Below are 19,732 nucleotides of genomic sequence, written 5' to 3'. Positions count from 1 at the left end.
AGCGCCACAGGCCAGTCTAGGGCAGACCCGTGCCCCGCAGCGAACGGCGCGGGTCAGATCTCCTTGATGATGCGCCGGAGGAGCTCGACGGTCTCACCCGGGGTGGTGCTCACCGCGCACAGGCGCTCCATGACCTCGCTGTAGCGGTCCACCTCCTCGGGTTTGTCGAGGTAGAGCGCGCTGGCGAGCTGCTCGACGTAGACGACGTCGGGAAGCTCGCTGTCGTGGAAGCGCAGCACACTGAAGGCGCCGCCCTCCGCGCTGTGCCCGCCGAAGCTGAACGGCATCACCTGAATCGTGATGTTCGGCTGGCGCATCAGGTCCATCAGGTGCTCCAGTTGAGCCCGCATCACCTCGGCGCCGCCGATGGGGCGCCGCAGCGCCGCCTCGTCGATGACCGCCCAGAAGAAGGGACCGTCGGACCGCTCCAGCACCCGCTGGCGCTCGAGGCGGAGATCCACCCGGCGTGCGATCTCCTCCGGCGCGATCCCGGCGCCTCCGGCGGTGATGACCGCTCTGGCGTACTCCTTGGTCTGGAGCAGGCCGGGCACGAACTGCACCTCGTAGGTGCGGATGCGGGCCGCCGCCTCCTCCAGGCCGACGTACGTCTGGAACCAGTTGGGCAGCAGGTCGTTGAAGCGGTGCCACCACCCGGGCTCGTTCGCCCTGGACAGGAGGTCCATCACGGCCGAGCGCGCCTTTTCGTCCTCCACCCCGTAGAAGGTGAGCAGGTCCGCGACGTCGCGCTCCCGCAGCCCGACCCGCCCGAGCTCCATGCGGCTGATCTTGGATTCGGAGCCTCGGATCAGGCTGCCGGCCTCCTCCCGCGTGAGACCTCTGGCCTCGCGCAGACGGCGCAGCTGGGAACCCAGGAGGATGCGCAGAGCTGTGGGACCCGATCCCTGCTGGATCTGCGTCACTTCGCCTCCCTATTCACTTAGGCCAGCGCACACAGTGTCACCACTTCCGGCCGTTATGACAAGGCCTTGCACACCCGCCTTATCGACCGACCTCGCACCTTAAACGCACATGCTGCTGCACGCTGCAACTGCACGTGCATTTGGGTCTTGCAGGAGCCGTCCGCGTGACCCATGATGGCTTGGTGCATATTGGGCTTATAGTGCACAAGCTTTGAAAACTCTCAACCGGCACGGAGAGCTCACAATGACAGCGGGAGGTACCGGCGGGATGGTGGGGGATCCGCGATCGGCCGCCGCCTACCTGCAGGCGACTCGTGCGATCGGCTTCGACGAGCTGCTCGCGGCCGACCGCTCGGACGCGGCCGCCTGCCCGCTCCCCCGCAGGGCCGACTCGGTGAAGACCGCCCGGGACGTGACGCGCTCCACACTGGACGACTGGGGGTTGTCCGAGCTCGGCGACGACGCGGCGTTAGTGGTTTCGGAACTCGTCACCAACGCCGTTCGCTACGCTCTGTGCCCGTCCGGTCGGTCGGATGCGCCGATCACCCTGATGCTGCTGCGGCTCTCTCCCCACGTGCTCCTCGCCGTGGCCGATCCCAGCGACACCCCGCCCACTCCGAAGGAGCCGGACTTCGTCTCCGAGAACGGCCGGGGGCTCTACATCGTGGAGACCTACAGCCGCTACTGGGGCTGGGACCACCTCGACCGCGGCGGCAAGGCCGTCTGGGCGCTCTTCAGCCGCACCGCCTGAGCTGCCGCACCGCCTGGGCTCCGCGGCGCCCGGCGCGCGGGACCGGCCCGGCGGAGAAGAACGAAGAACCGGGCACCGGACGGAGCCCGGTGCCCGGTCGATGTCGGGGTGACAGGATTTGAACCTGCGGCCCCCTGCTCCCAAAGCAGGTGCGCTACCAAGCTGCGCCACACCCCGGCGTCGGGTACGCGCACGGTCCGGATCTCCGGTACGATTACGCCCTGACGACCGGATGAAGTCTAGACCAGACCAACACCGGATCGCGCGGACGTAGCTCAATGGTAGAGCCCCAGTCTTCCAAACTGGCTACGCGGGTTCGATTCCCGTCGTCCGCTCCGTCGAAGGAGGGCCAGGTCACCGGAGATCCGGGGCCCGGCCCTCCGGCTTTTCCGGCGGATCCGCCGACCTCTTCACCGGATCCGCCCGCTCAGCCGCTCGCGGGGCCGCTCAGCCACTGCTTGAAGCGGAGGTCCTCCACGAACGCGGTGTCGGGGACCTCCTCCGCCGGGTGGCCCTCGGTCGTCTCCTCCGGCAGGACCCTTTCCGGGAGCCGCCGCCAGTCCCTCTCCTTCTTCTCCATGGGGTCAGCGTACGTCCGCAGGCGGGCGCCGTACCGGGACGGGACGGAGGAAGAGAGGGTGTCCGCACGGGACAAAGGGGAAACGCGTAGACCACGAGGGGTGAGGTGAAGGACACTGAGAGCAGCGACCCCTGGAGGCGAACCGTGTCCGAGGCCACCCGAGTGCTGCTCGACGAGTCCCGCATCCCGCGCCACTGGTACAACGTCCTGGCCGACCTCCCGGCTCCTCCCCCGCCGCCCCTGCACCCCGGCACGCTGCAGCCGGTCGGCCCCGACGACCTGGCGCCGCTCTTCCCGGCGGAGCTGATCGGCCAGGAGGTCTGCACCGACCGCTTCGTCCCCATCCCGGACGGCGTCCGCGACGTCTACCGGCTCTGGCGGCCGACGCCGCTGATCCGCGCCCGGCGGCTCGAGCGCTCGCTCGGCACCCCCGCCCGGATCTACTACAAGTACGAGGGCGGCTCCCCGTCCGGCTCCCACAAGCCCAACACCGCCGTCCCCCAGGCGTACTACAACGCCCGCGAGGGGGTCCGCCGGCTCACCACCGAGACCGGCGCCGGTCAGTGGGGCTCGTCCCTGGCGTTCGCCTGCGCGCAGTACGGCCTCGACTGCGAGGTCTGGATGGTCCGCGCCTCCTACGACCAGAAGCCGCACCGCCGGTCCCTCATGCGCGTGTACGGCGCGACCGTGCACCCGAGCCCGTCTCCGGAGACCGTCTCGGGCAGCAAGATCCTGGCCGAGGACCCGGACTGTCCCGGCAGCCTGGGCATCGCGATCAGCGAGGCCGTGGAGGTGGCCGCGGCCGCCCCCGACACCCGGTACGCGCTGGGCAGCGTGCTCAACCACGTGCTGCTGCACCAGACGGTCATCGGTGAGGAGGCGATCGAGCAGCTGGCGGCGTTCGGCGAGGCGCCGGACCTGATCGTCGGCTGCACGGGCGGCGGGTCCAACTTCGCCGGGCTCGCCTTCCCGTTCCTGAGGGAGAAACTGGCCGGGCGGATGGACCCGGTGATCCGGGCGGTGGAGCCCGAAGCCTGCCCGTCGCTGACCCGGGGCGTCTACACCTACGACTTCGGCGACGCCGCGGGGCTCACCCCGCTGCTGAAGATGCACACGCTCGGCCACGGCTTCGTTCCCGACCCGATCCACGCGGGCGGCCTGCGCTACCACGGCATGTCCCCGCTCGTCTCCCACCTGCACGAGCTGGGCCTGTTCGAGGCGGTCGCCAAGGGACAGACCGAGTGCTTCGAGGCCGGGCTGCGCTTCGCCAGGACCGAGGGGATCGTCCCCGCGCCGGAGCCGACGCACGCGCTGGCCGAGACCGTCGCCGAGGCGCTGCGCTGCCGGGAGACCGGCGAGCCGAAGGTCATCCTCACCGCGCTGTGCGGGCACGGCCACTTCGACCTGGCCGCCTACGACCGCCATCTGTCGGGCGAGATGGAGGATTTCGCGCTGCCCCAGGAGCGCATCGACACCGCGCTGGAGGAGCTACCCGTCACCTGAGAGCCGGGACCGGGCGCGCGTTCCGGCGCGTCTCCGCGCCCGGACGAGACATCCAGCGGTTTCTCCGGTAGACATGAGACTCCATCGTAGATCATTCTTTACGCTTGATCCCAGCCGGAGTCAAGCGCACGGGAGGGAGACGTCGAGGATCCCGCGGGAAGGCCGGGCTTGAGGGCCGACTCACGCCCGGGTCGACCAGCCTCTCAGTCACCAGCGAATGGAGGTGCGAAGTGACGGCCACGTCCGATGCGCGAGGGCGGACCCACCGGCGGACGCTTCCTCGGCTCACCGCTCCGGAGCCCGCGGGAGCGGGCGTCCCGGGCCGGGGCGCAACGGCCCGCCAAGACGCGACCCGCCGGTCGCGGAGCCCGCGCCGCCGCGCCCCGCGGCGGACCCCTGTCCCCGAACCGCGGTGGGACGGATGAGCACCGACGCCCCGGAGCAGCACGCCGACCACCGCTTCGTGACCAAGAGCACCGCGACGGGCGAGGCGCGGATGGGCAGCCCGGCCTCCGTGCACGAGCGCTTCTCCCTGCTCAACGCCGCCAGCAAGCGGATCGGCACCACCCTGGACGTGTTCGAGACGGGCCGGGAGCTGATGGAGGTGGCCGTGCCGCGCTTCGCCGACGCGGCCGGCATCCTGGTGCAGGACCGGCTCGTCACCGACGGCGAGTTCCCGCACCGCAGCACCGACGGCTCGGCACCGGTGCGGCGCATCGCGGTCGGCGTGGCCTCCGCCGCCCCCGGAGAGTACGCCCAGGCCTTCCCGGTGGACGAGGTCGTCGTCTACGACGCCTGGACGCCGTACGCCAAGGTGATGGCCACCGGGAACCCGATCCTGTACCCCCGGCTGGGCGCCCGCACCGCGCGCGAGATCGGCCGCGCGTGGAAGCGCGACGCGGTGACCCGGGTGCTGGAGGACAGTTCCTTCCTGGTGGTGCCGTTGAAGGCGCGCGGCCGGGTGCTGGGCTTCGTCGTCTTCACCCGCCGACCGGACAGCGCCCCCTTCGACGAGCAGGACCTGGCGCTCGGCGAGGAGCTCGCGGCCCGGACCGCGATCTGCCTGGACAACGCCCGGCTCTACGGCCACGAGCGCCGGACCGCGCTGACCCTGCAGAGCAGCCTGCTCCCGTCCGACCTCTACCAGCCCCTCGGCCTGTCGATCGCCTCCCGGTACCTGCCGGCGAGCGACCTGGCGAGCGTCGGCGGCGACTGGTACGACGTGATCCCGCTGCCGGGGTGCCGGGTCGCGCTGGTGGTCGGCGACGTGATGGGGCACGGCACCCGGGCCGCCGCCACGATGGGCCAGCTCCGGGTGGCGGCCCGCACGCTGGCCAGCCTCGACCTGAGCCCCGGCGAGGTGCTGTTCCGGCTCAACCGGATGAGCCAGGACCTGGACGGCAGCCAGATCGCGACGTGCGTCTACGCCACCTACGACCCGGTCACCCGGCTCTGCACCATCGCCCGCGCCGGGCACGTGCCCCCGGTCCTGGTGCACCCGGACGGCGCGACGGAGATCGTCGAGGTGCCCGCCGGCCTCCCGCTCGGCATCGGCAACGATCCGGTCGAGACCGCCTCGCTCACCCTGCCGCACGGTTCCGTGCTCGCCCTCTACACCGACGGCCTGGTGGAGAGCCGCGACCGCGACATCGACGAGGGCATCGGCGCGCTGCGGCACCTGCTCTCCGACCGGATCGAGGAACTGGGCAAGGACCTGGAGGAGGTCTGCGACCTCACGGTCGGCGCCCAGCGGCTGGGGCACGAACGCGACGACATCGCGCTCCTGCTGGCCCGGGTGCACGAGCTGTCCGAGAACGAGGTCGCCGTGCTCGCGCTCCCCCCGGACACCCGTTCGGCCGCCAAGGCCCGGACCTTCGTCCGCGCCACGCTCGCCGAGTGGGGACTGGAGTCCGTCGCCGACGGCGCCGAGCTCATGGTGAGCGAGCTGGTCACCAACGCGGTCCGGCACGGTGAGGGGCCCGTCGGGCTCCGTCTGCTGCGCGGCCCGAGCCTGGTGTGCGAGGTGGCCGACCGCTCACTCGCGATGCCGGTCATGCGGGAGGCGACGGGCACCGACGACAGCGGCCGGGGTCTGCAGCTCATCAACTGGGTGGCCCACCGCTGGGGCACCCGCCCGACGCCCCAAGGGAAGATCGTCTGGGTGGAGCAGAAGCTCCTGTAGAACCGCTCCGGGACGTCCGTCGCCGGGCACCGGTCGCATGACGGCCTCCGTACGAACCTCTGCCCCAGGCGGGAGCGTCCCGCCCGGTCATGCCCGACAGGTGCGCTGACTACCGGCGCGCCACGGGTTACGGTCGAACCGATGATTCGGGAGGGCAGAACATGACCATCGACATCCGGGAGGCCTACCGGCGGGCGCTGGACGACTTCGGCGCCCTCGTCCACCGGATCGCACCCGGGCAGTGGGAGGACCCGACCCCGTGCGCGGGCTGGGACGTCCGTACTCTGGTCAACCATGTGGTGAGTGAGAGCCTGTGCGTCCCCGCGCTGTTCGCCGGGCGGAGCGCCGCGGAGATCGGCGGCGCCTTCGACGGTGACGTGCTCGGCGACGACCCGCTGAAGGCGTTCGACACCTCGGCCGCCGACGCCGTCCAGGCGGCGGGTGACGACGGCGCCCTGACGGCCGTGGTCCGGCTCTCGTTCGGCGACGTTCCCGGCGCGGAGTACATCACCGAGTTGTTCGCCGACGCTCTCATCCACACCTGGGACCTGGCCCGGGCGATCGGCGCGGACGAGCGGCTCGACCCCGAACTGGTCGAGACCTGCGCGGCCTGGTTCGCCGACGCCGGGGACGACTACCGGCAGGCGGGCGTCATGGGCGATCCGCACCCGGTGCCCGCGGGCACCGGCCTGCAGGCCAGGCTGCTCGCCGCCTGGGGCCGCACCGGCTGAGAGCACCGTACCCGGCGCGGCCCCGGCCGGCGGACCGCCCGGCGGGCGCCCCTAGAGTCCGGGCATGAGCTCTCAACTGATGGACCGCTGGCGCGTCCTGACCGGCCCCGGAGCCGACCGTCTCGGCGCGGACCTGATCGCCCGGTACGGCGAGCCGCACCGCAGGTACCACACGGCCGCCCATCTGGAGGCGGTGCTCGACCACGTCGACACGCTGGCCGGGTACGCCGACGATGCCGACCTGGTACGGCTCGCGGCCTGGTTCCACGACGCCGTCTACGACCCGCGGCGCGGCGACAACGAGGAGCGCAGCGCCCGGATGGCCGAGCGCGCCCTGCCCGAACTGGGCCTGCCGTCCTCGGCGGTGGCCGCGGTGGCCCGCCTGGTCAGGCTGACCGTCACCCACGCCCCCGAGACCGGCGACGCGGACGGGGCCGTGCTGTGCGACGCCGACCTGGCGATTCTGGCGGCGCCCCCGGAGATCTACGCCGCCTACGCGGCGGCCGTGCGCGAGGAGTACGCCTTCGTCCCGGACGAGGCGTTCCGGACCGGGCGGGCGGCCGTGCTGCGTTCGCTGCTGGACCTTCCAGTGCTCTTCCACAGCGCCGGCGCCTCAGGGTGGGAGGAGCCCGCCCGGGAGAACATGCGGGGAGAACTTGACCATTTATGAGGGATTAATCAGCACAAACGAACATCTTCCACCCGTCGTGATGTGGTAATTTGATGGAAGTTGTTTGATTAAGGAGTGGGTCAATGCTCGCCCAACAACGGCAGCAGGCGATTCTGGAACGGGTCCGCGGCAACGGCGGCGTCCGCGTCGCCGATCTCGTCCGGGAGCTCGGCGTGTCCGACATGACGATCCGCCGGGACCTGGAGGTCCTCGCCGAACGCGGCCTGCTGGAGAAGGTCCACGGCGGCGCCACCGCCGCCGGCCCCGGCTCGACCGAGGAGCCCGGGTTCGCCGCCAAGTCGGCGCGCCAGCAGGCGGAGAAGGAGGCGATCGCCCGGCAGGCGGCCCGGTTCGTCCGGCCCGGCACGGCCATCGCGCTCTCGGCGGGCACCACGACCTGGACGCTGGCCCACTTCGTCACCGACGTCCCCGAGCTGACGGTCATCACCAACTCGATCCGGATCGCCGACGTCTTCCACCGCTCGCCCCGCGCCGACCGCACGGTCGTGCTGACCGGCGGCGTGCGCACGCCCTCCGACGCGCTGGTCGGCCCGGTCGCGGCGGCCGCCATCCGCAGACTGCACGTGGACACCCTCTTCCTCGGGGTGCACGGGATGAGCGCCCGCGCAGGGTTCACCACACCCAACCTCCTGGAGGCCGAGACCGACCGCGAGCTGGTCGCCTCCGCACACCGTCTGGTCGTGCCCGCCGACCACACCAAGTGGGAGACGGTCGGGATCAGCACCATCGCCCGCCTGTCCGAGGCGCACGTCGTCATCAGCGACCCCGGACTGCCGGAGGAGGCCCGCGAGGAGCTCTCCACCCAGGCGGGCGAGCTCATCATCGCCGAACCGGAGCAGGACAGGCAGGTGGCGGACCGATGAAGCGCACCCTCACGCATCTGGCCGACGGCCGGGAGCTGTTCTACTTCGACCGGCACGACGACGCGGACCGCGGCGCCGCCGACGAGCGCGAGCTGTCGCCCCGCCCGGCCCCCTCGGAACTGCGCTACGACCCGCTGACCGAGGAGTGGATCGCGATCGCGGGGCACCGGCAGACCCGGACCTTCCTGCCCCCCGCCGACCAGTGCCCGCTCTGCCCGTCGGCTCCCGGGCGTCTCTCCGAGATCCCCGCCTCCTCCTACGACGTCGTCGTCTTCGAGAACCGGTTCCCCTCGTTCTCCACTCCCGCCGGTGACCTCGGCGGCCCCGGCGGCCCCGGCGGCCACGCCGCGGAGGGCGCGATCGGCGCGACCCGGCCGGGGCGGGGCCGCTGCGAGGTGGTCTGCTTCACCTCCGACCACGACTCGTCCTTCTCCGCGCTCTCCCCGGAGCAGGTGGAGCTGGTCATGGAGGCCTGGATCGACCGCACGGCGGAGCTGGCGGCGATCCCCGGCGTGGAGCAGGTGTTCTGCTTCGAGAACCGGGGAGCGGAGATCGGCATCACCCTGGCCCACCCGCACGGCCAGATCTACGCCTACCCCTACGTGACCCCGCGCACGAAGCTGACCCTGCGGGCCGCCGACCGCCACCGGGAGCGGACCGGCGGGAACCTGTTCGCCGACATCCTGGCCGCCGAGCGGGAGGCCGGGGTGCGGGTGGTCGCCGCCAACGAGCACTGGACGGCGTTCGTCCCGGCCGCCGCCCGCTGGCCCTTCGAGGTGCACGTCTACCCCCACCGGCAGGTCCCCGACCTGGGCGGGCTGGAGCAGGCCGAGCGTGCGGCGTTCGGACCGCTCTACACCGACGTGCTGCGCCGGCTGGACGGGCTGTTCGGCGTGCCCATGCCGTACGTCGCGGCCTGGCACCAGGCGCCGGTCACCACCGGGCGGGATCTGTCGTACGCGCACCTGGAGCTGTTCAGCATCCGGCGCGCCGCGGACAAGCTGAAGTACCTCGCCGGATCGGAGTCCGCGATGGGGGCCTTCGTGAACGACGTCCTGCCCGAGGAGGCGGCTCGTCTCCTGCGGAACGCGGTCACGGATTGATCACCGCTTGGCCTCGGCTTGAAGTCGCATGACCATCCCATTACCACTACTATCCTTCAATCGTCGGCTTCAACAGCAGATATGCCTAATCCCGGGCGCCCCGCCCGGGAGCCGGGGAACCACCGTGCACCTGGGGTGAACCACGTCCGTGGAAGGGCTTCCTCCAGCCCGAACCCGTCAGCTAACCCGGCCGGCTGAAGGAGAGGAGCGTTCGTGGCGACTGCGTCGCCCGCGTCGCCTGCGTCGCCCGCACCACCTGTGTCCCCCCTGCCCCCTGTCCCCCCGGTGCCCCCCGTGTCCCCGATGTTCCGCCGCCGCGTGGCCGCGGCCGTCTGCCTGGTCTCGGCGCTCGGCCTCGCCTTCGCCGTCCCCGCCGCGGGCCTCGCCGAGCCCAAGCCCACCGAGGCGGAGCTCCGCAAGGAGCTGAAGGGGTTGAACAAGAAGATCGACGGGCTCATCGAGGCCTACGCCGCCAAGCGGGAGTCCGTGCGCAAGGCGGAGAAGGCGGAGGGCGTCGCCAAGGAGAACCTCCGCAAGGCGGAGAAGACCTACCAGGAGGCCAGGCGGGAGGTCGACTCGATCGCCCAGCTCCACTACCAGAGCAACTCCGGCGACCTGCCCGTCCTGCTGTTCTCCGGCGGCGGCGACCTGGGCGCCGCCGCCGTGATGGAACAGCTCATCGCCCAGCAGGCCGCCCACCTGGAGGGCTTCGCCACCAGCAGGGAGCGCAGGAAGCAGGCCGCGGAGCGGGCCGCCCGGCTCACCGAGGACCTCCGCCAGGAGGCCGAGGAGGTCGAGGACCGGCGGAAGGAGGCCGAGAAGGTGATCCGCGACATCAAGCGGAAGCTGGACCAGCTGGTCCCCCTCGGCTCCGGCCGCCGCGCCGACGGCAGTTGGGTCCCCCAGTTGCCCAACGGCCCCGACAACATCACCGACCGCACGCGGAACATGCGCGACGTCGTCAGGCGGCGCTTCGAGCTGACCCACACGATCGGCTGCTACCGGAGCCTGAACGACGGGGGCGAGCATCCCCTGGGCCGCGCCTGCGACTTCATGATGAGCACCGGCGGGGCGATGCCCTCGGCCGCCAATCTCAAGCTCGGCGACGAGATCTCCGCCTGGATCCTGAAGAACAGGGGCAAGCTCGGCGTCAAGTACGTGATCTGGCGCCAGCGCATCAACCACGGCTCCGGCTGGCGCTTCATGTCCGACCGCGGCGGCAACACCGCGAACCACTACGACCACGTGCACATCTCGATGCTCTGAGCCGCAACGATCCGCAGGGCCGGCCGGACAGGGGTTCTCCCGGAGGTGAAAGCCGGGCAGGGAGTGCCTACGGGGACAAAACGGTATGACAGTGGCCGGGCGTACGGGCAGGATGGAGCCCCATGAGTGACAACCGGGTCAACCCCCCTTTCATCGCCGATGAGACGTCCATGCTGCACACCTGGCTGGACTGGCACCGCGAGACCCTCGCCGTCAAGTGCGCGGGCCTGACCGAGGAGCAGCTGCGCCTGCGCGCCGCCGCGCCGTCCACGCTCTCCCTGCTGGGCCTGGTCCGGCACCTGGCCGAGGTGGAGCGCTTCTGGTTCCGCGAGATCCTGGCGGGCGAGGACGTCCCCGACCTCTTCTGCAGCCGGGAGGACCCCGACGGCGACTTCGACAACGTCGAGACCGCCTCGGCCGAGGAGGCGTTCGCCCATTGGCGGACCGCGGTCGAGGACGCCCGGCGCCTGTCCGCCGGGCTGCCGCTGGAGACCGTGGGCAGGACGCTGCGCAGGGGCGAGGAGGTCTCGCTCCGCTGGATCATGGTTCACATGATCGAGGAGTACGCCCGGCACAACGGCCACGCCGACATCATCCGCGAGCACATCGACGGCGTCACGGGCGAGTAGGCGCCCTCCGGGCGGAGCCCGAGGTCCCGCCGCCGTCCGCGACCGGATCCGCCGGCGGCGCCGGGCCCGGCTCCACCGGCCCTCCGGGCCGCGGGGCCGCGCCGGGTCCCGCCGGTCCTCCGGTCCCGCCGCCCTCCAGCGCGCCGGCGATCAGCCGGTCGAGAGCGGCCGCGTCCGCCGGACGGGCCATGGCCGCCTCCGCGAACCGGGTGAGCAACCGGGCGAAGGCCTCCCGGTCCGCCCGGTCCCAGTCGGCCATCAGGCCGTCGAGATAGGACCGCCGGGAGCGGACCACCGCCTCCAGGACCCTGCGGCCAGGCGTGCTCAGCACCAGCCGGGCCCGCCTGGCGTCGACCTCGGACTCCTCACGGGTCACCAGACCCGCACCGATCGCGTCGTTGACGAGCCTGCTCGCCGTGGAGGGGTCGACGTCGAGCTGCTCGGCGACGGCCCCCACGGTCACCTCGGCGACGTCCAGGCTCAGCTTGTGCACGGCGTGCACGACCATCACGTTGGACAGCTGCACCGGCCGCTGCGGATCGGCGGCCTTGCGCGCGCGCAGCGGCCGCGACCATATCCGGCGCAGCCGGAACAGGGCCACGTCGATCACCGCTCCGGGCGTCCCGTCCTCCACGGCCCCACCCTATCGGCGGCGGCCCCGGCCCGCCGAGCCCGCCGAGCCCGCCAACGGGTCAGCCCGCCAGGCGGATCGGGTTGACCAGGTCGGCGTAGACCAGCAGACCGGCCATGGCGATCATCACGAAGGCCAGCGCGTAGGTCAGCGGGAGCACCTTGGCGATGTCCACGTGCGCCGGCTCGGGCCTGCGGGTGACCCGGGCGAATCCGCGCTTGACCCCCTCCCAGAGGCCGCCGGCGATGTGGCCGCCGTCCAGCGGGAGCAGCGGGATCAGGTTGAACAGGCCGATCGCCAGGTTGAAGCTGGCCAGCAGGCTGACGAAGACGGCCGCCTTGTTCTCCAGGGGGGCGTCGGAGGCCGCGATCTCACCGCCGATGCGGCTGACCCCGACGACGCCGATCGGACCGTCCTTGTCGCGCTCCTCACCGGAGAAGGCGGCGTTCCAGACGCCGACCATCTTCTCCGGGAAGCGGAGCAGCGCGGTGGCGGTCCGGGAGGTGAGGTCCCCCATGTGCACGACCACGGCGCCGAAGTCCTGCTTCTCGACGACCTGCCTGGGACTGACCCCCAGGTAGCCGACCCGCTCCGTCTTCCCGGGCTCGTCGAGGGACTCGCGGTCCTGGGCGATGAGGGTGGCCGTGAGGGTCATCGGCCGCCCGCCCCGGGTGATGCCGATCTGCACCGGCCCGGCGCCGCTGCCGCGGATGGCGCGGGTCGCCGCGTCCCAGGTGGTGGCGGGCCTGCCGGCCACCGAGACGATGACGTCGCCGGGGCGCAGTCCCGCCGCGGCGGCGGGGCTGGCCGCGTCGGCGGCGGTGCACTCGGGGTTGGCGGCGTAGGCGGCGGCGGTCTTCACGCACTCCGGGACCGCGGCGATCTCCGTCTTCTGCACCGTGATGCCGAAGCCCATGAGCACGACGGCGAACAGGATGAAGGCCAGCACGAAGTTCATCGCCGGGCCGCCCGCCATGATGATGACCTTCTGCCACCAGGGCTTGCGGTAGAAGACGCGGTCCTCGTCTCCCGGGCGGACCTCCTCCAGCGCGACCTCGCGGGCGTTCTCGATCAGGCCCTGCCACGGGCCGGTGGAGACCGAGCGCACCTTGCCCGGATCGTCGCCGGCGCGGGGCGGCAGCATGCCGATCATGCGGATGTAGCCGCCGAGGGGGATCCACTTGACGCCGTACTCGGTCTCGCCGCGGCGGCGCGACCACATCGTCGGCCCGAACCCGACCATGTACTGCGTGACCCTGACGCCGAACAGCTTCGCCGGGACGAGGTGGCCGATCTCGTGCAGTCCGATCGAGATCATCAGCCCCAGAAGGAAGAGGACGATGCCGATCAGGAAAAGCAGGTCCACAGAGGTTCCCCCTGGTCGTGGATTTACCAGCAATGCCCCATAAGAGACTAGCCGAAGCGGCCGCTGCCGGGACCGTGCTCCGGGACGGCGCTCCGGGACGGCGGCCGGAACCGTGGGCGGGTCAGGGCCGCCAGATGAGGATCAGCGCGCAGTCGTCGTTGTGCCCCGACGACATGGAGGTGACCAGGCTGCGCGCCCCACCCGCGAAACCCGAGGGCAGCAGGCGCTCGGCCTCGCCCAGCAGCCGGTCGAGGCCGGCGTCGATGTCGCGGCCCGGCTGCTCGATCAGCCCGTCGGTGTAGAGCATGAGCGCGTCGCCCTTGCGGAGGACCCCCCGGTCGGGCTCGCAGTGCAGGTCCGGGACCACGCCCAGGACCACTCCCTTGGCGGAGGAGACCCGCCAGGTGCCCGTCCCCGCCTCGAACGTGACCACCGGCGGGTGCCCGGCCGACGTGATCTCGTACTCGCTCGTGGCCAGGTCGATCCGGACGTGGACGGCGGTGACGAAGCCCTCGGCCTCCCGCTGGCGGTGCAGGTAGGCGTTGCAGGCGGGCAGGAAGTCGGTGACCGAGCCGAGGAGTCCGCCGAAGGTCCCCGACAGCATCAGGGCCCGGGTGCCCGCGTCGACGCCCTTGCCCGACACGTCGACCAGCGCCAGCTCCAGCGTGTCGCCGTCGCGCGCGGAGACCAGGAAGTCGCCGCCGAAGGACGAGCCCCCGGCCTGCTTGAGCACCACCTTGGAACCCCAGTCCTTGGGCAGCGGGGGCAGCTCGCTCTGCTTCTTGAGCCGGTCGCGCAGCTCCAGCAGCATCACGTCGCCGCGCAGTCCCTGCACGCCGAGCTGGCCCCGGGTGCGGGACATGAGGGCGGCCAGCACGGCGGTGAAGCCGAAGGCCGCCAGCAGCCCGGGACCGATGTGCGCCGGACCGGCGGCGAAGCCGACGTAGGCCAGCGCGACCACGGCCGCGCAGAGCAGCTTGGCCAGGCTCCGCAGCCGCAGCTGCAGCCCGCCGACCAGGATGACGGGGATCACGAGCGCCGGGGAGAACCACTCGACCGAGACGCGGGCGGCCAGGCCGCCGACCACCAGCGTCAGCACGATCAGCGTGACGAGCAGGTTGCGGTCGCGGGCCAGCGGTCCCCGGCGGAGGAACCGCACGACGGACACCAGGAAGGGGACCCGCACCAGGAACGCGCGGAGCCCTGCGGGGATCAACGGCGCCGGTCGGGAACTCATGATGGGCTCGACTGTAGCGCTCCGCCCGCCTTTTGGGCAGCCCACTTGACCAATACCTTGATCATTAAGCACGGATATTCGATGGCTGGAAACGGCCGTTCTGCATACCGTGGGAGGAATGAGTCTCACCTTGCGGCCGATGACGGAGTCCGACTGGTCCGAATGGATCGCCGTCGACGAGGAGGCGTTCGGCAACGCCTTCCCTCCGCACCGCGCCGACCTGTTCCGGAACAACACCGAGTTCGACCGTTCGCTCGGCGCCTTCGACGACGGCCTGCTGGTGGGCGTCACCGCGGTGTGCAGCTTCACCATGACGGTTCCCGGCGGCCCGATCCCGGTCGGCGGGGTCACCGCCGTCGGCGTGCTCCCCTCGCACCACCGCCGGGGCGTGCTGACCGCCCTGATGACCCGCCAGTTGGCGGACCTTCGCGAGCGGGGCGAGGCCGTCGCCGCGCTCTACGCCTCCGAGGCGGCGATCTACGGGCGGTTCGGGTACGGCAGGGCCGCCGACACCCTGTTCTTCGACATCCCCACCCGCGGCACGGCCCTGGCCCGCCATGCCCCGGCCGATCCCGCGCTGCGGCTGCGGATCGTCAGGCCCGCCGAGGCCCGGGAGGTCTTCGAGAAGGTCTTCGCGGCCGCGCTCGGCAGCCGTCCCGGTCTCTACGCCCGCACACCCGCCCGCTGGGACGCGGTCCTGTCCGACCACGAGGCCGACCGGAACGGGGCGGGACCGCTGCGGGCGGTCGTCGCCGAGGACGACGGCGGCCCGCGCGGGTACGCGCTGTTCCGGATCAAGGCGGGCTTCACCGAGCACGACGAACCGGATGGCGAACTGCGGTTGAAGGAGCTCTTCGGCCTGGATCCGGCCGCCTACGCGCTGCTCTGGCGGCACCTGCTCGAGCGCGACCTCGTCTCCCGCGTGCGGGCCTGGAACCGTCCCGCCGACGATCCGCTGATCCACCTGCTGGCCGAGCCGCGCCGGCTGCGCGCGGGGTGGTTCGACGACCTGTGGATCCGGATCGTGGACGTCGAGCGGGCCCTTCCCGCGCGCCGGTACGCCGCGCCGGCGGACGTGGTGGTCGAGGTCGAGGACGCCGTCTGCCCGTGGAACGCCGGCCGCTGGCGGCTGACCGCCGGCACCGGGGCGGCCCGGTGCGCGCCCACCGGGGAGGCCGCCGACCTGGCGCTGCCGGTCACCGCGCTGGGCGCCGCCTACCTGGGCGGCCGGTCGCTCACGGCGCTGCAGGCGGCCGGCGTGGTGCGCGAGGCGCGGCCGGGAGCCGTACGGGAGCTGTCCACCGCGCTGTCGTGGGAGCCCGCGCCCTGGGCGGGCCTGGTCTTCTGAGGCGTCTTCTGAGGCCGCGGCCTTCCGGGTCCGCTCCTCCGAGCCCGCGCACCCACAGGCCCGCTCCTCCGAGCCCGCGCACCCACAGGCCCGGTCGCCGGCGGCCGTACGGCGCCGCGCCGGGTTATCGTGGCGGCATGGCACTGCAGAGCTTGCAGATCACGGCGATCACCGCGATGCGGGCCCGGGACGTCTCCCGGCCCTCCAAGGAGCAGCAGGAGGCCGCCGACCGGAGGCCCCTGCGCGACGAGACCCCCCGCAGGGAGCCCGCGCGCCGGGGCCGGGACAGGTAGGGGCCGCCGGTTACGGCAGCGGCGGGAGCTCGCCGGTCGTCTCGTAGGCGGCGAGCTGCCCGATGCGGCGGCTGTGCCGCTCGGCGCCCGAGTAGGGGGTCGACAGGAAGATCTCGACGAACCTCGTCGACTCCTCGTGCGGGTGCATGCGCCCGCCGATGCTGATCACGTTGGCGTCGTTGTGCTCGCGGGCCAGCTTGGCGGTGTCCTCGTTCCAGGCCAGGGCCGCGCGGATGCCGCGCACCTTGTTGGCCGCGATCTGCTCGCCGTTGCCCGAGCCGCCGATGACGACCCCGAGACTGCCGGGGTCCCCCGCGACGCCCTCGGCCGCGCGCAGGACGAACGGCGGATAGTCGTCCTCGGCGTCGTAGGCGGGCGGCCCGCAGTCGACGACCTCGTGGCCGTGCTCCTTCAGCCAGGAGACGAGGTGGTTCTTGAGCTCATAGCCGGCATGGTCGGCACCGATGTAGACACGCACGTGCCCAGTGTGGCAGGTGGAGATGTCCGGCCGGACCTCCACCCCCCGCTAGAGTAACGACCGTCCCGCCATACGAACCCTTACATCCGGGAGCCCTCCATGCGTGACATCCGAGTGATCGGGGATCCGGTCCTGCGCACGCCCGCCGAGCCGGTCGCGGACTTCGACCGCGAGCTGCGCCGCCTGGTCGACGAGATGTTCACCGCGATGTACTCCGCGCAGGGCGTCGGCCTGGCCGGTCCGCAGATCGGCGTGTCGAAGCGGATCTTCGTCTACGACTGCAGCAACCGCAAGGGCCATGTGATCAATCCTGAGCTGACGGTCGACGACGACGCCGAGGTCGTCGACGAGGAGGGCTGCCTGTCGGTGCCGAGCCGTGAGACGGGCAGACCGCTCTACGCCAGGACCCCGCGCGCCTCGGGGGTCACCGTCACCGGGGTCGACCGCCTCGGCCGCCCGGTGCGGGTCCGGGCCCGCGGGCTGCTCGCCCGCTGCTTCCAGCACGAGACCGACCACCTGGACGGCATGCTCTACGTCGACCGGCTGGCCAGGGACGCCGCCCGCAAGGTGCTGCTCCAGACCCCCTGACCCGGTCCAGGCGGGGCACGCGCCGGACCGCGGGCTCCCCCGCGCGGATGGCCCGCACGCCCGCGGGCCGGGGTCCGCCGGGCAGGGCCTCAGAGCTGGAGCGACTTGGTCTCCAGATACTCCTCCAGGCCGAACTCCCCCAGCTCGCGCCCGAGGCCGGACTGCTTGTAGCCGCCGAAGGGGGCCAGCGGGTTGAACCGGCCGCCGTTGATCGCCACCTGGCCGGTGCGCAGGCGCCGCGCCAGGGAGACGGCCCGGTTCTCGCTGCCCGCCCACACCGCGCCCGCCAGGCCGTACGGCGTGCCGTCGGCGATGGCGACGGCCTCGTCCTCCCCCCGGCTGTAGGGGATGACCGCCAGGACGGGCCCGAAGATCTCCTCCTGCTCGATGGCCATGCCGGGCGCCACCCCCGCGAAGACCGTGGGCTCCACGTAGAAGCCCCGGTCCAGAGGCCGGTCGGTGCCTCCGGCGACCAGCCGGGCGCCCTCCTCCTGCCCCCGGTTGATGTAGCGGACGACCCGGGCGCGCTGCGCGGCGGAGACCAGCGGGCCGAGCCGGGTGGCCTCGTCGAAGGGGTCGCCCACGGTGTACCGTCCGGCGGCCGCCACGGCGAGTCCCACGGCCTCGTCGTACTGGTCGCGGTGGACGATCATGCGGGTCCAGGCGGAGCAGGTCTGGCCGGAGTTGAGGAAGGCGTTGGCCACCGTCACCTTGACCGCCGTCGGCAGGTCGGCGTCCGGCAGGATCACGCTCGCCGACTTGCCGCCGAGCTCCAGCGCGACCCTCTTGACCGTCTCGGCGGCGAGCGCGGCGACCCGGCGCCCGGCCGCGGTGGAGCCGGTGAAGGAGACCATGTCCACGCCGGGATGGGCGGCGACGGCCTCGCCGATGACCGGACCGCGGCCGCTCACCATGTTGAACACCCCGGCGGGCAGCCCCACCTCGTCGAAGACCCCGGCCAGCGCGAAGGCCGCCAGCGGCGCCACCTCGCTGGGCTTCAGCACGACCGTGCAGCCGGCGGCGAGCGCCGGACCGACCTTGCACACGATCTGGTGGAGCGGGTAGTTCCACGGCGTGACGGCGCCGACCACGCCGACCGGCTCCCGCAGGATCCAGGAGGTGCCGATCCTGCGGGTGTCGAACTCGTAGGCCTCGGCCAGCCGGGCGTAGGACTCCAGTACCTCGGCGGGCATCAGGGTCTGCACCTTCAGGGCCATGCCGTACGGGGCGCCCATGTCGGTGGAGATGATCCTGGCGATCTGGTCGGAGCGCTCCCGGATGAGCGCGGCCGCCGCGGCGAGGACCTTGCCCCGCTCGGCGGGCGCCGTGGCCGACCACCGGGGCAGGGCCGCGCGGGCGGCGGCCACGGCGGCCTCGACGTCGGCGGGCGATCCCGCCGGGACCCGGTCGATCAGCTCCTCGGTCGCGGGGTTGACGACGTCGATGCTCTCGCCCGACGCCGACGGCCGCCACGCTCCGTTCAGATACAGGTGACGCATTCCCTCATCCTCGCGCGCGGGCCGGGGGCAAGGCGAGAGCCCCGGTCACCGCGCGACGTGTCCGCTCCATCACTCGCCGCTCACCGCATGGCTGGACGCGGCCCGCCGCCTCGTCAGCCAAGAATACGGAGGAGCGCCCCGTTCGGGGGTGAATAGCCGAGATCTCGCATGTTCGCCATATCTCGTGGTGTCTCGCCGCGCATGCGAGCGGGGCGGCTCCCGCCCCGTGTCCCGCCGCATCCCGCCGTGTCCCGCCGGGCCCCGCACGCCCTGTCACCGCGTGCGGGGGCCGTACCGCCCCGGTCGCGCGGACGGTTCTCCCGCCGCGCGGCCCGCCGGCTCAGTCGAAGATCGGCGGCCGGGTGCGGGAGCGCTTCAGCTCGAAGAAGCCGTCGAAGCCGGCGACCAGCCGGACGCCGTCCCAGAGCCGGCCCGCCTCCTCGCCCTTGGGCGCGGGCGAGATGACCGGGCCGAAGAACGCGACGTCGCCGATCGCGATCACCGGGGTGCCGACCTCCTGGCCGACCCGGTCGATGCCGTCGGCGTGCGAGGCGCGCAGCACCTCGTCGTAGGCGTCGGAGTCCATCGCGTCGGCGAACGCGCGGTCCAGGCCCGCCGCCTCGAGCGCCTCCTCGACGGTCTCGCGGAGGGTGTCGAGCTGCTTGACCCTGCCCTCGTTGTGGAGGCGGACGCCCAACTCGGTGTAGAGGCGGCCGACCGTCTCGGAGTCGTGCTTGTCCTGCACCGCGGTGACCACCCGGACCGGGCCGAGGGCCCTGCCGATCATCTCGCGGTACTCGTCGGGGACGTCCTTGTCCTCGTTGAGGACGTACAGGCTCATGATGTGCCAGCGCGGCTCGATCGGCCGCACCTTCTCCACCTCCAGCAGCCAGCGCGAGGTCATCCACGCGAAGGGGCAGAAGGGGTCGAACCAGAGGTCCACCGGTGTGCGCTCGGTCATCGGTCAGCTCTCTCCTGGGAAGGATGTTCCTCCAGGGCACAACCCGTCACGCGAGAGCGCGTATTCCGCCCGCCGGCGATCTTCGCGGGGATCTCCCCGCCCTCCGGGGACA

At 72.2% G+C, this 19,732-nt stretch carries 20 protein-coding genes, 2 tRNA genes and 1 riboswitch; of the genes, 13 read left to right on the top strand and 9 right to left on the bottom strand.

All coding sequences use genetic code 11. The annotated features are described in order from the left end of the window. Window positions 1–53 precede the first annotated feature (53 nt). On the bottom strand, window positions 54–920 hold the full coding sequence (locus HS045_RS16625) for a helix-turn-helix transcriptional regulator (protein WP_196452245.1): 867 nt from the start codon (window positions 918–920) through the stop codon (window positions 54–56). Window positions 921–1,164: 244 nt separating this feature from the next. Between HS045_RS16625 and HS045_RS16620 the strand changes: the two genes are divergently transcribed. Continuing rightward, window positions 1,165–1,671: an ATP-binding protein gene (locus tag HS045_RS16620; RefSeq protein WP_230884066.1), complete on the top strand. Its 507-nt coding sequence runs from the start codon at window positions 1,165–1,167 to the stop codon at window positions 1,669–1,671. Window positions 1,672–1,774: 103 nt separating this feature from the next. Here HS045_RS16620 and HS045_RS16615 read toward each other — a convergent pair. Next, a tRNA-Pro gene (locus tag HS045_RS16615) sits at window positions 1,775–1,848 on the bottom strand. Window positions 1,849–1,935: 87 nt separating this feature from the next. On the opposite strand from HS045_RS16615, the gene HS045_RS16610 reads away from it, so the two are divergent. Then, window positions 1,936–2,006, top strand: a tRNA-Gly gene (locus tag HS045_RS16610). A 92-nt stretch (window positions 2,007–2,098) separates the two neighbouring features. Here HS045_RS16610 and HS045_RS16605 read toward each other — a convergent pair. Continuing rightward, the gene (locus tag HS045_RS16605; RefSeq protein WP_196452244.1) at window positions 2,099–2,251 is read right to left on the bottom strand and encodes a hypothetical protein; all 153 of its coding nucleotides are present in this window, start codon (window positions 2,249–2,251) and stop codon (window positions 2,099–2,101) included. 144 nt (window positions 2,252–2,395) lie between these two features. Here HS045_RS16605 and HS045_RS16600 point away from each other — a divergent pair, with 144 nt between their 5' ends. From HS045_RS16600 to HS045_RS16565, 8 genes are all read left to right on the top strand, one after another. Further along, the gene (locus HS045_RS16600; protein WP_196452243.1) at window positions 2,396–3,754 is read left to right on the top strand and encodes a TrpB-like pyridoxal phosphate-dependent enzyme; all 1,359 of its coding nucleotides are present in this window, start codon (window positions 2,396–2,398) and stop codon (window positions 3,752–3,754) included. 421 nt (window positions 3,755–4,175) lie between these two features. After that, window positions 4,176–5,936: a SpoIIE family protein phosphatase gene (locus HS045_RS16595; RefSeq protein ID WP_196452242.1), complete on the top strand. Its 1,761-nt coding sequence runs from the start codon at window positions 4,176–4,178 to the stop codon at window positions 5,934–5,936. Window positions 5,937–6,097: 161 nt separating this feature from the next. Beyond that, window positions 6,098–6,667, top strand: coding sequence for a TIGR03086 family metal-binding protein (locus HS045_RS16590; RefSeq protein ID WP_196452241.1), 570 nt, complete (start codon window positions 6,098–6,100; stop codon window positions 6,665–6,667). 64 nt (window positions 6,668–6,731) lie between these two features. After that, the gene (locus tag HS045_RS16585) at window positions 6,732–7,337 is read left to right on the top strand and encodes a metal-dependent phosphohydrolase (protein ID WP_196452240.1); all 606 of its coding nucleotides are present in this window, start codon (window positions 6,732–6,734) and stop codon (window positions 7,335–7,337) included. 83 nt (window positions 7,338–7,420) lie between these two features. Beyond that, complete coding sequence (locus tag HS045_RS16580) at window positions 7,421–8,221, top strand: DeoR/GlpR family DNA-binding transcription regulator (protein ID WP_196452239.1); 801 nt, start codon at window positions 7,421–7,423, stop codon at window positions 8,219–8,221. Continuing rightward, window positions 8,218–9,324 carry a galactose-1-phosphate uridylyltransferase gene (galT, locus tag HS045_RS16575; RefSeq protein ID WP_196452238.1) on the top strand — a complete coding sequence of 369 codons (1,107 nt, stop codon included), beginning with the start codon at window positions 8,218–8,220 and terminating at the stop codon, window positions 9,322–9,324. Before HS045_RS16580 ends, galT begins: the two co-directional genes overlap by 4 nt. Before the next feature lie 72 nt (window positions 9,325–9,396). After that, window positions 9,397–9,534, top strand: a riboswitch (cyclic di-AMP (ydaO/yuaA leader). Window positions 9,535–9,627: 93 nt separating this feature from the next. Continuing rightward, on the top strand, window positions 9,628–10,590 hold the full coding sequence (locus tag HS045_RS16570) for a hypothetical protein (protein WP_230884359.1): 963 nt from the start codon (window positions 9,628–9,630) through the stop codon (window positions 10,588–10,590). 122 nt (window positions 10,591–10,712) lie between these two features. After that, window positions 10,713–11,219, top strand: a complete 507-nt coding sequence (locus HS045_RS16565; RefSeq protein ID WP_196452236.1) for a DinB family protein — start codon at window positions 10,713–10,715, stop codon at window positions 11,217–11,219. Here the strand turns inward: HS045_RS16565 and HS045_RS16560 are convergent. The 3 genes from HS045_RS16560 to HS045_RS16550 form a co-directional block, all read right to left on the bottom strand. Then, the gene (locus HS045_RS16560; RefSeq protein ID WP_196452235.1) at window positions 11,206–11,853 is read right to left on the bottom strand and encodes a MarR family winged helix-turn-helix transcriptional regulator; all 648 of its coding nucleotides are present in this window, start codon (window positions 11,851–11,853) and stop codon (window positions 11,206–11,208) included. The two genes, HS045_RS16565 and HS045_RS16560, sit on opposite strands and share 14 nt — an antisense overlap. A gap of 58 nt (window positions 11,854–11,911) precedes the next feature. Then, on the bottom strand, window positions 11,912–13,216 hold the full coding sequence (locus HS045_RS16555; RefSeq protein ID WP_307827555.1) for a site-2 protease family protein: 1,305 nt from the start codon (window positions 13,214–13,216) through the stop codon (window positions 11,912–11,914). 121 nt (window positions 13,217–13,337) lie between these two features. Beyond that, window positions 13,338–14,453 carry a PP2C family protein-serine/threonine phosphatase gene (locus HS045_RS16550; protein ID WP_196452234.1) on the bottom strand — a complete coding sequence of 372 codons (1,116 nt, stop codon included), beginning with the start codon at window positions 14,451–14,453 and terminating at the stop codon, window positions 13,338–13,340. 118 nt (window positions 14,454–14,571) lie between these two features. Here HS045_RS16550 and HS045_RS16545 point away from each other — a divergent pair, with 118 nt between their 5' ends. Continuing rightward, complete coding sequence (locus HS045_RS16545) at window positions 14,572–15,801, top strand: GNAT family N-acetyltransferase (protein ID WP_196452233.1); 1,230 nt, start codon at window positions 14,572–14,574, stop codon at window positions 15,799–15,801. A 137-nt stretch (window positions 15,802–15,938) separates the two neighbouring features. Continuing rightward, window positions 15,939–16,094, top strand: coding sequence for a hypothetical protein (locus HS045_RS16540; RefSeq protein ID WP_157237510.1), 156 nt, complete (start codon window positions 15,939–15,941; stop codon window positions 16,092–16,094). A gap of 10 nt (window positions 16,095–16,104) precedes the next feature. Here HS045_RS16540 and HS045_RS16535 read toward each other — a convergent pair whose 3' ends face one another. Beyond that, window positions 16,105–16,572: a ribose-5-phosphate isomerase gene (locus HS045_RS16535; protein WP_196452232.1), complete on the bottom strand. Its 468-nt coding sequence runs from the start codon at window positions 16,570–16,572 to the stop codon at window positions 16,105–16,107. A 99-nt stretch (window positions 16,573–16,671) separates the two neighbouring features. On the opposite strand from HS045_RS16535, the gene def reads away from it, so the two are divergent. After that, on the top strand, window positions 16,672–17,160 hold the full coding sequence (gene def / locus HS045_RS16530; RefSeq protein ID WP_196452231.1) for a peptide deformylase: 489 nt from the start codon (window positions 16,672–16,674) through the stop codon (window positions 17,158–17,160). An 89-nt stretch (window positions 17,161–17,249) separates the two neighbouring features. Here the strand turns inward: def and HS045_RS16525 are convergent, their stop codons facing one another. After that, window positions 17,250–18,659, bottom strand: coding sequence for an aldehyde dehydrogenase family protein (locus HS045_RS16525; protein WP_196452230.1), 1,410 nt, complete (start codon window positions 18,657–18,659; stop codon window positions 17,250–17,252). A gap of 340 nt (window positions 18,660–18,999) precedes the next feature. Beyond that, window positions 19,000–19,620 carry a disulfide bond formation protein DsbA gene (locus tag HS045_RS16520; RefSeq protein WP_196452229.1) on the bottom strand — a complete coding sequence of 207 codons (621 nt, stop codon included), beginning with the start codon at window positions 19,618–19,620 and terminating at the stop codon, window positions 19,000–19,002. Window positions 19,621–19,732 lie beyond the last annotated feature (112 nt).

Source organism: Planomonospora sp. ID82291 (assembly GCF_015711645.1).
Classification (GTDB): domain Bacteria; phylum Actinomycetota; class Actinomycetes; order Streptosporangiales; family Streptosporangiaceae; genus Planomonospora.
The sequence above is the reverse complement of the archived record's forward strand: the minus strand, read 5'-3'. Positions and strand labels throughout refer to the sequence as shown.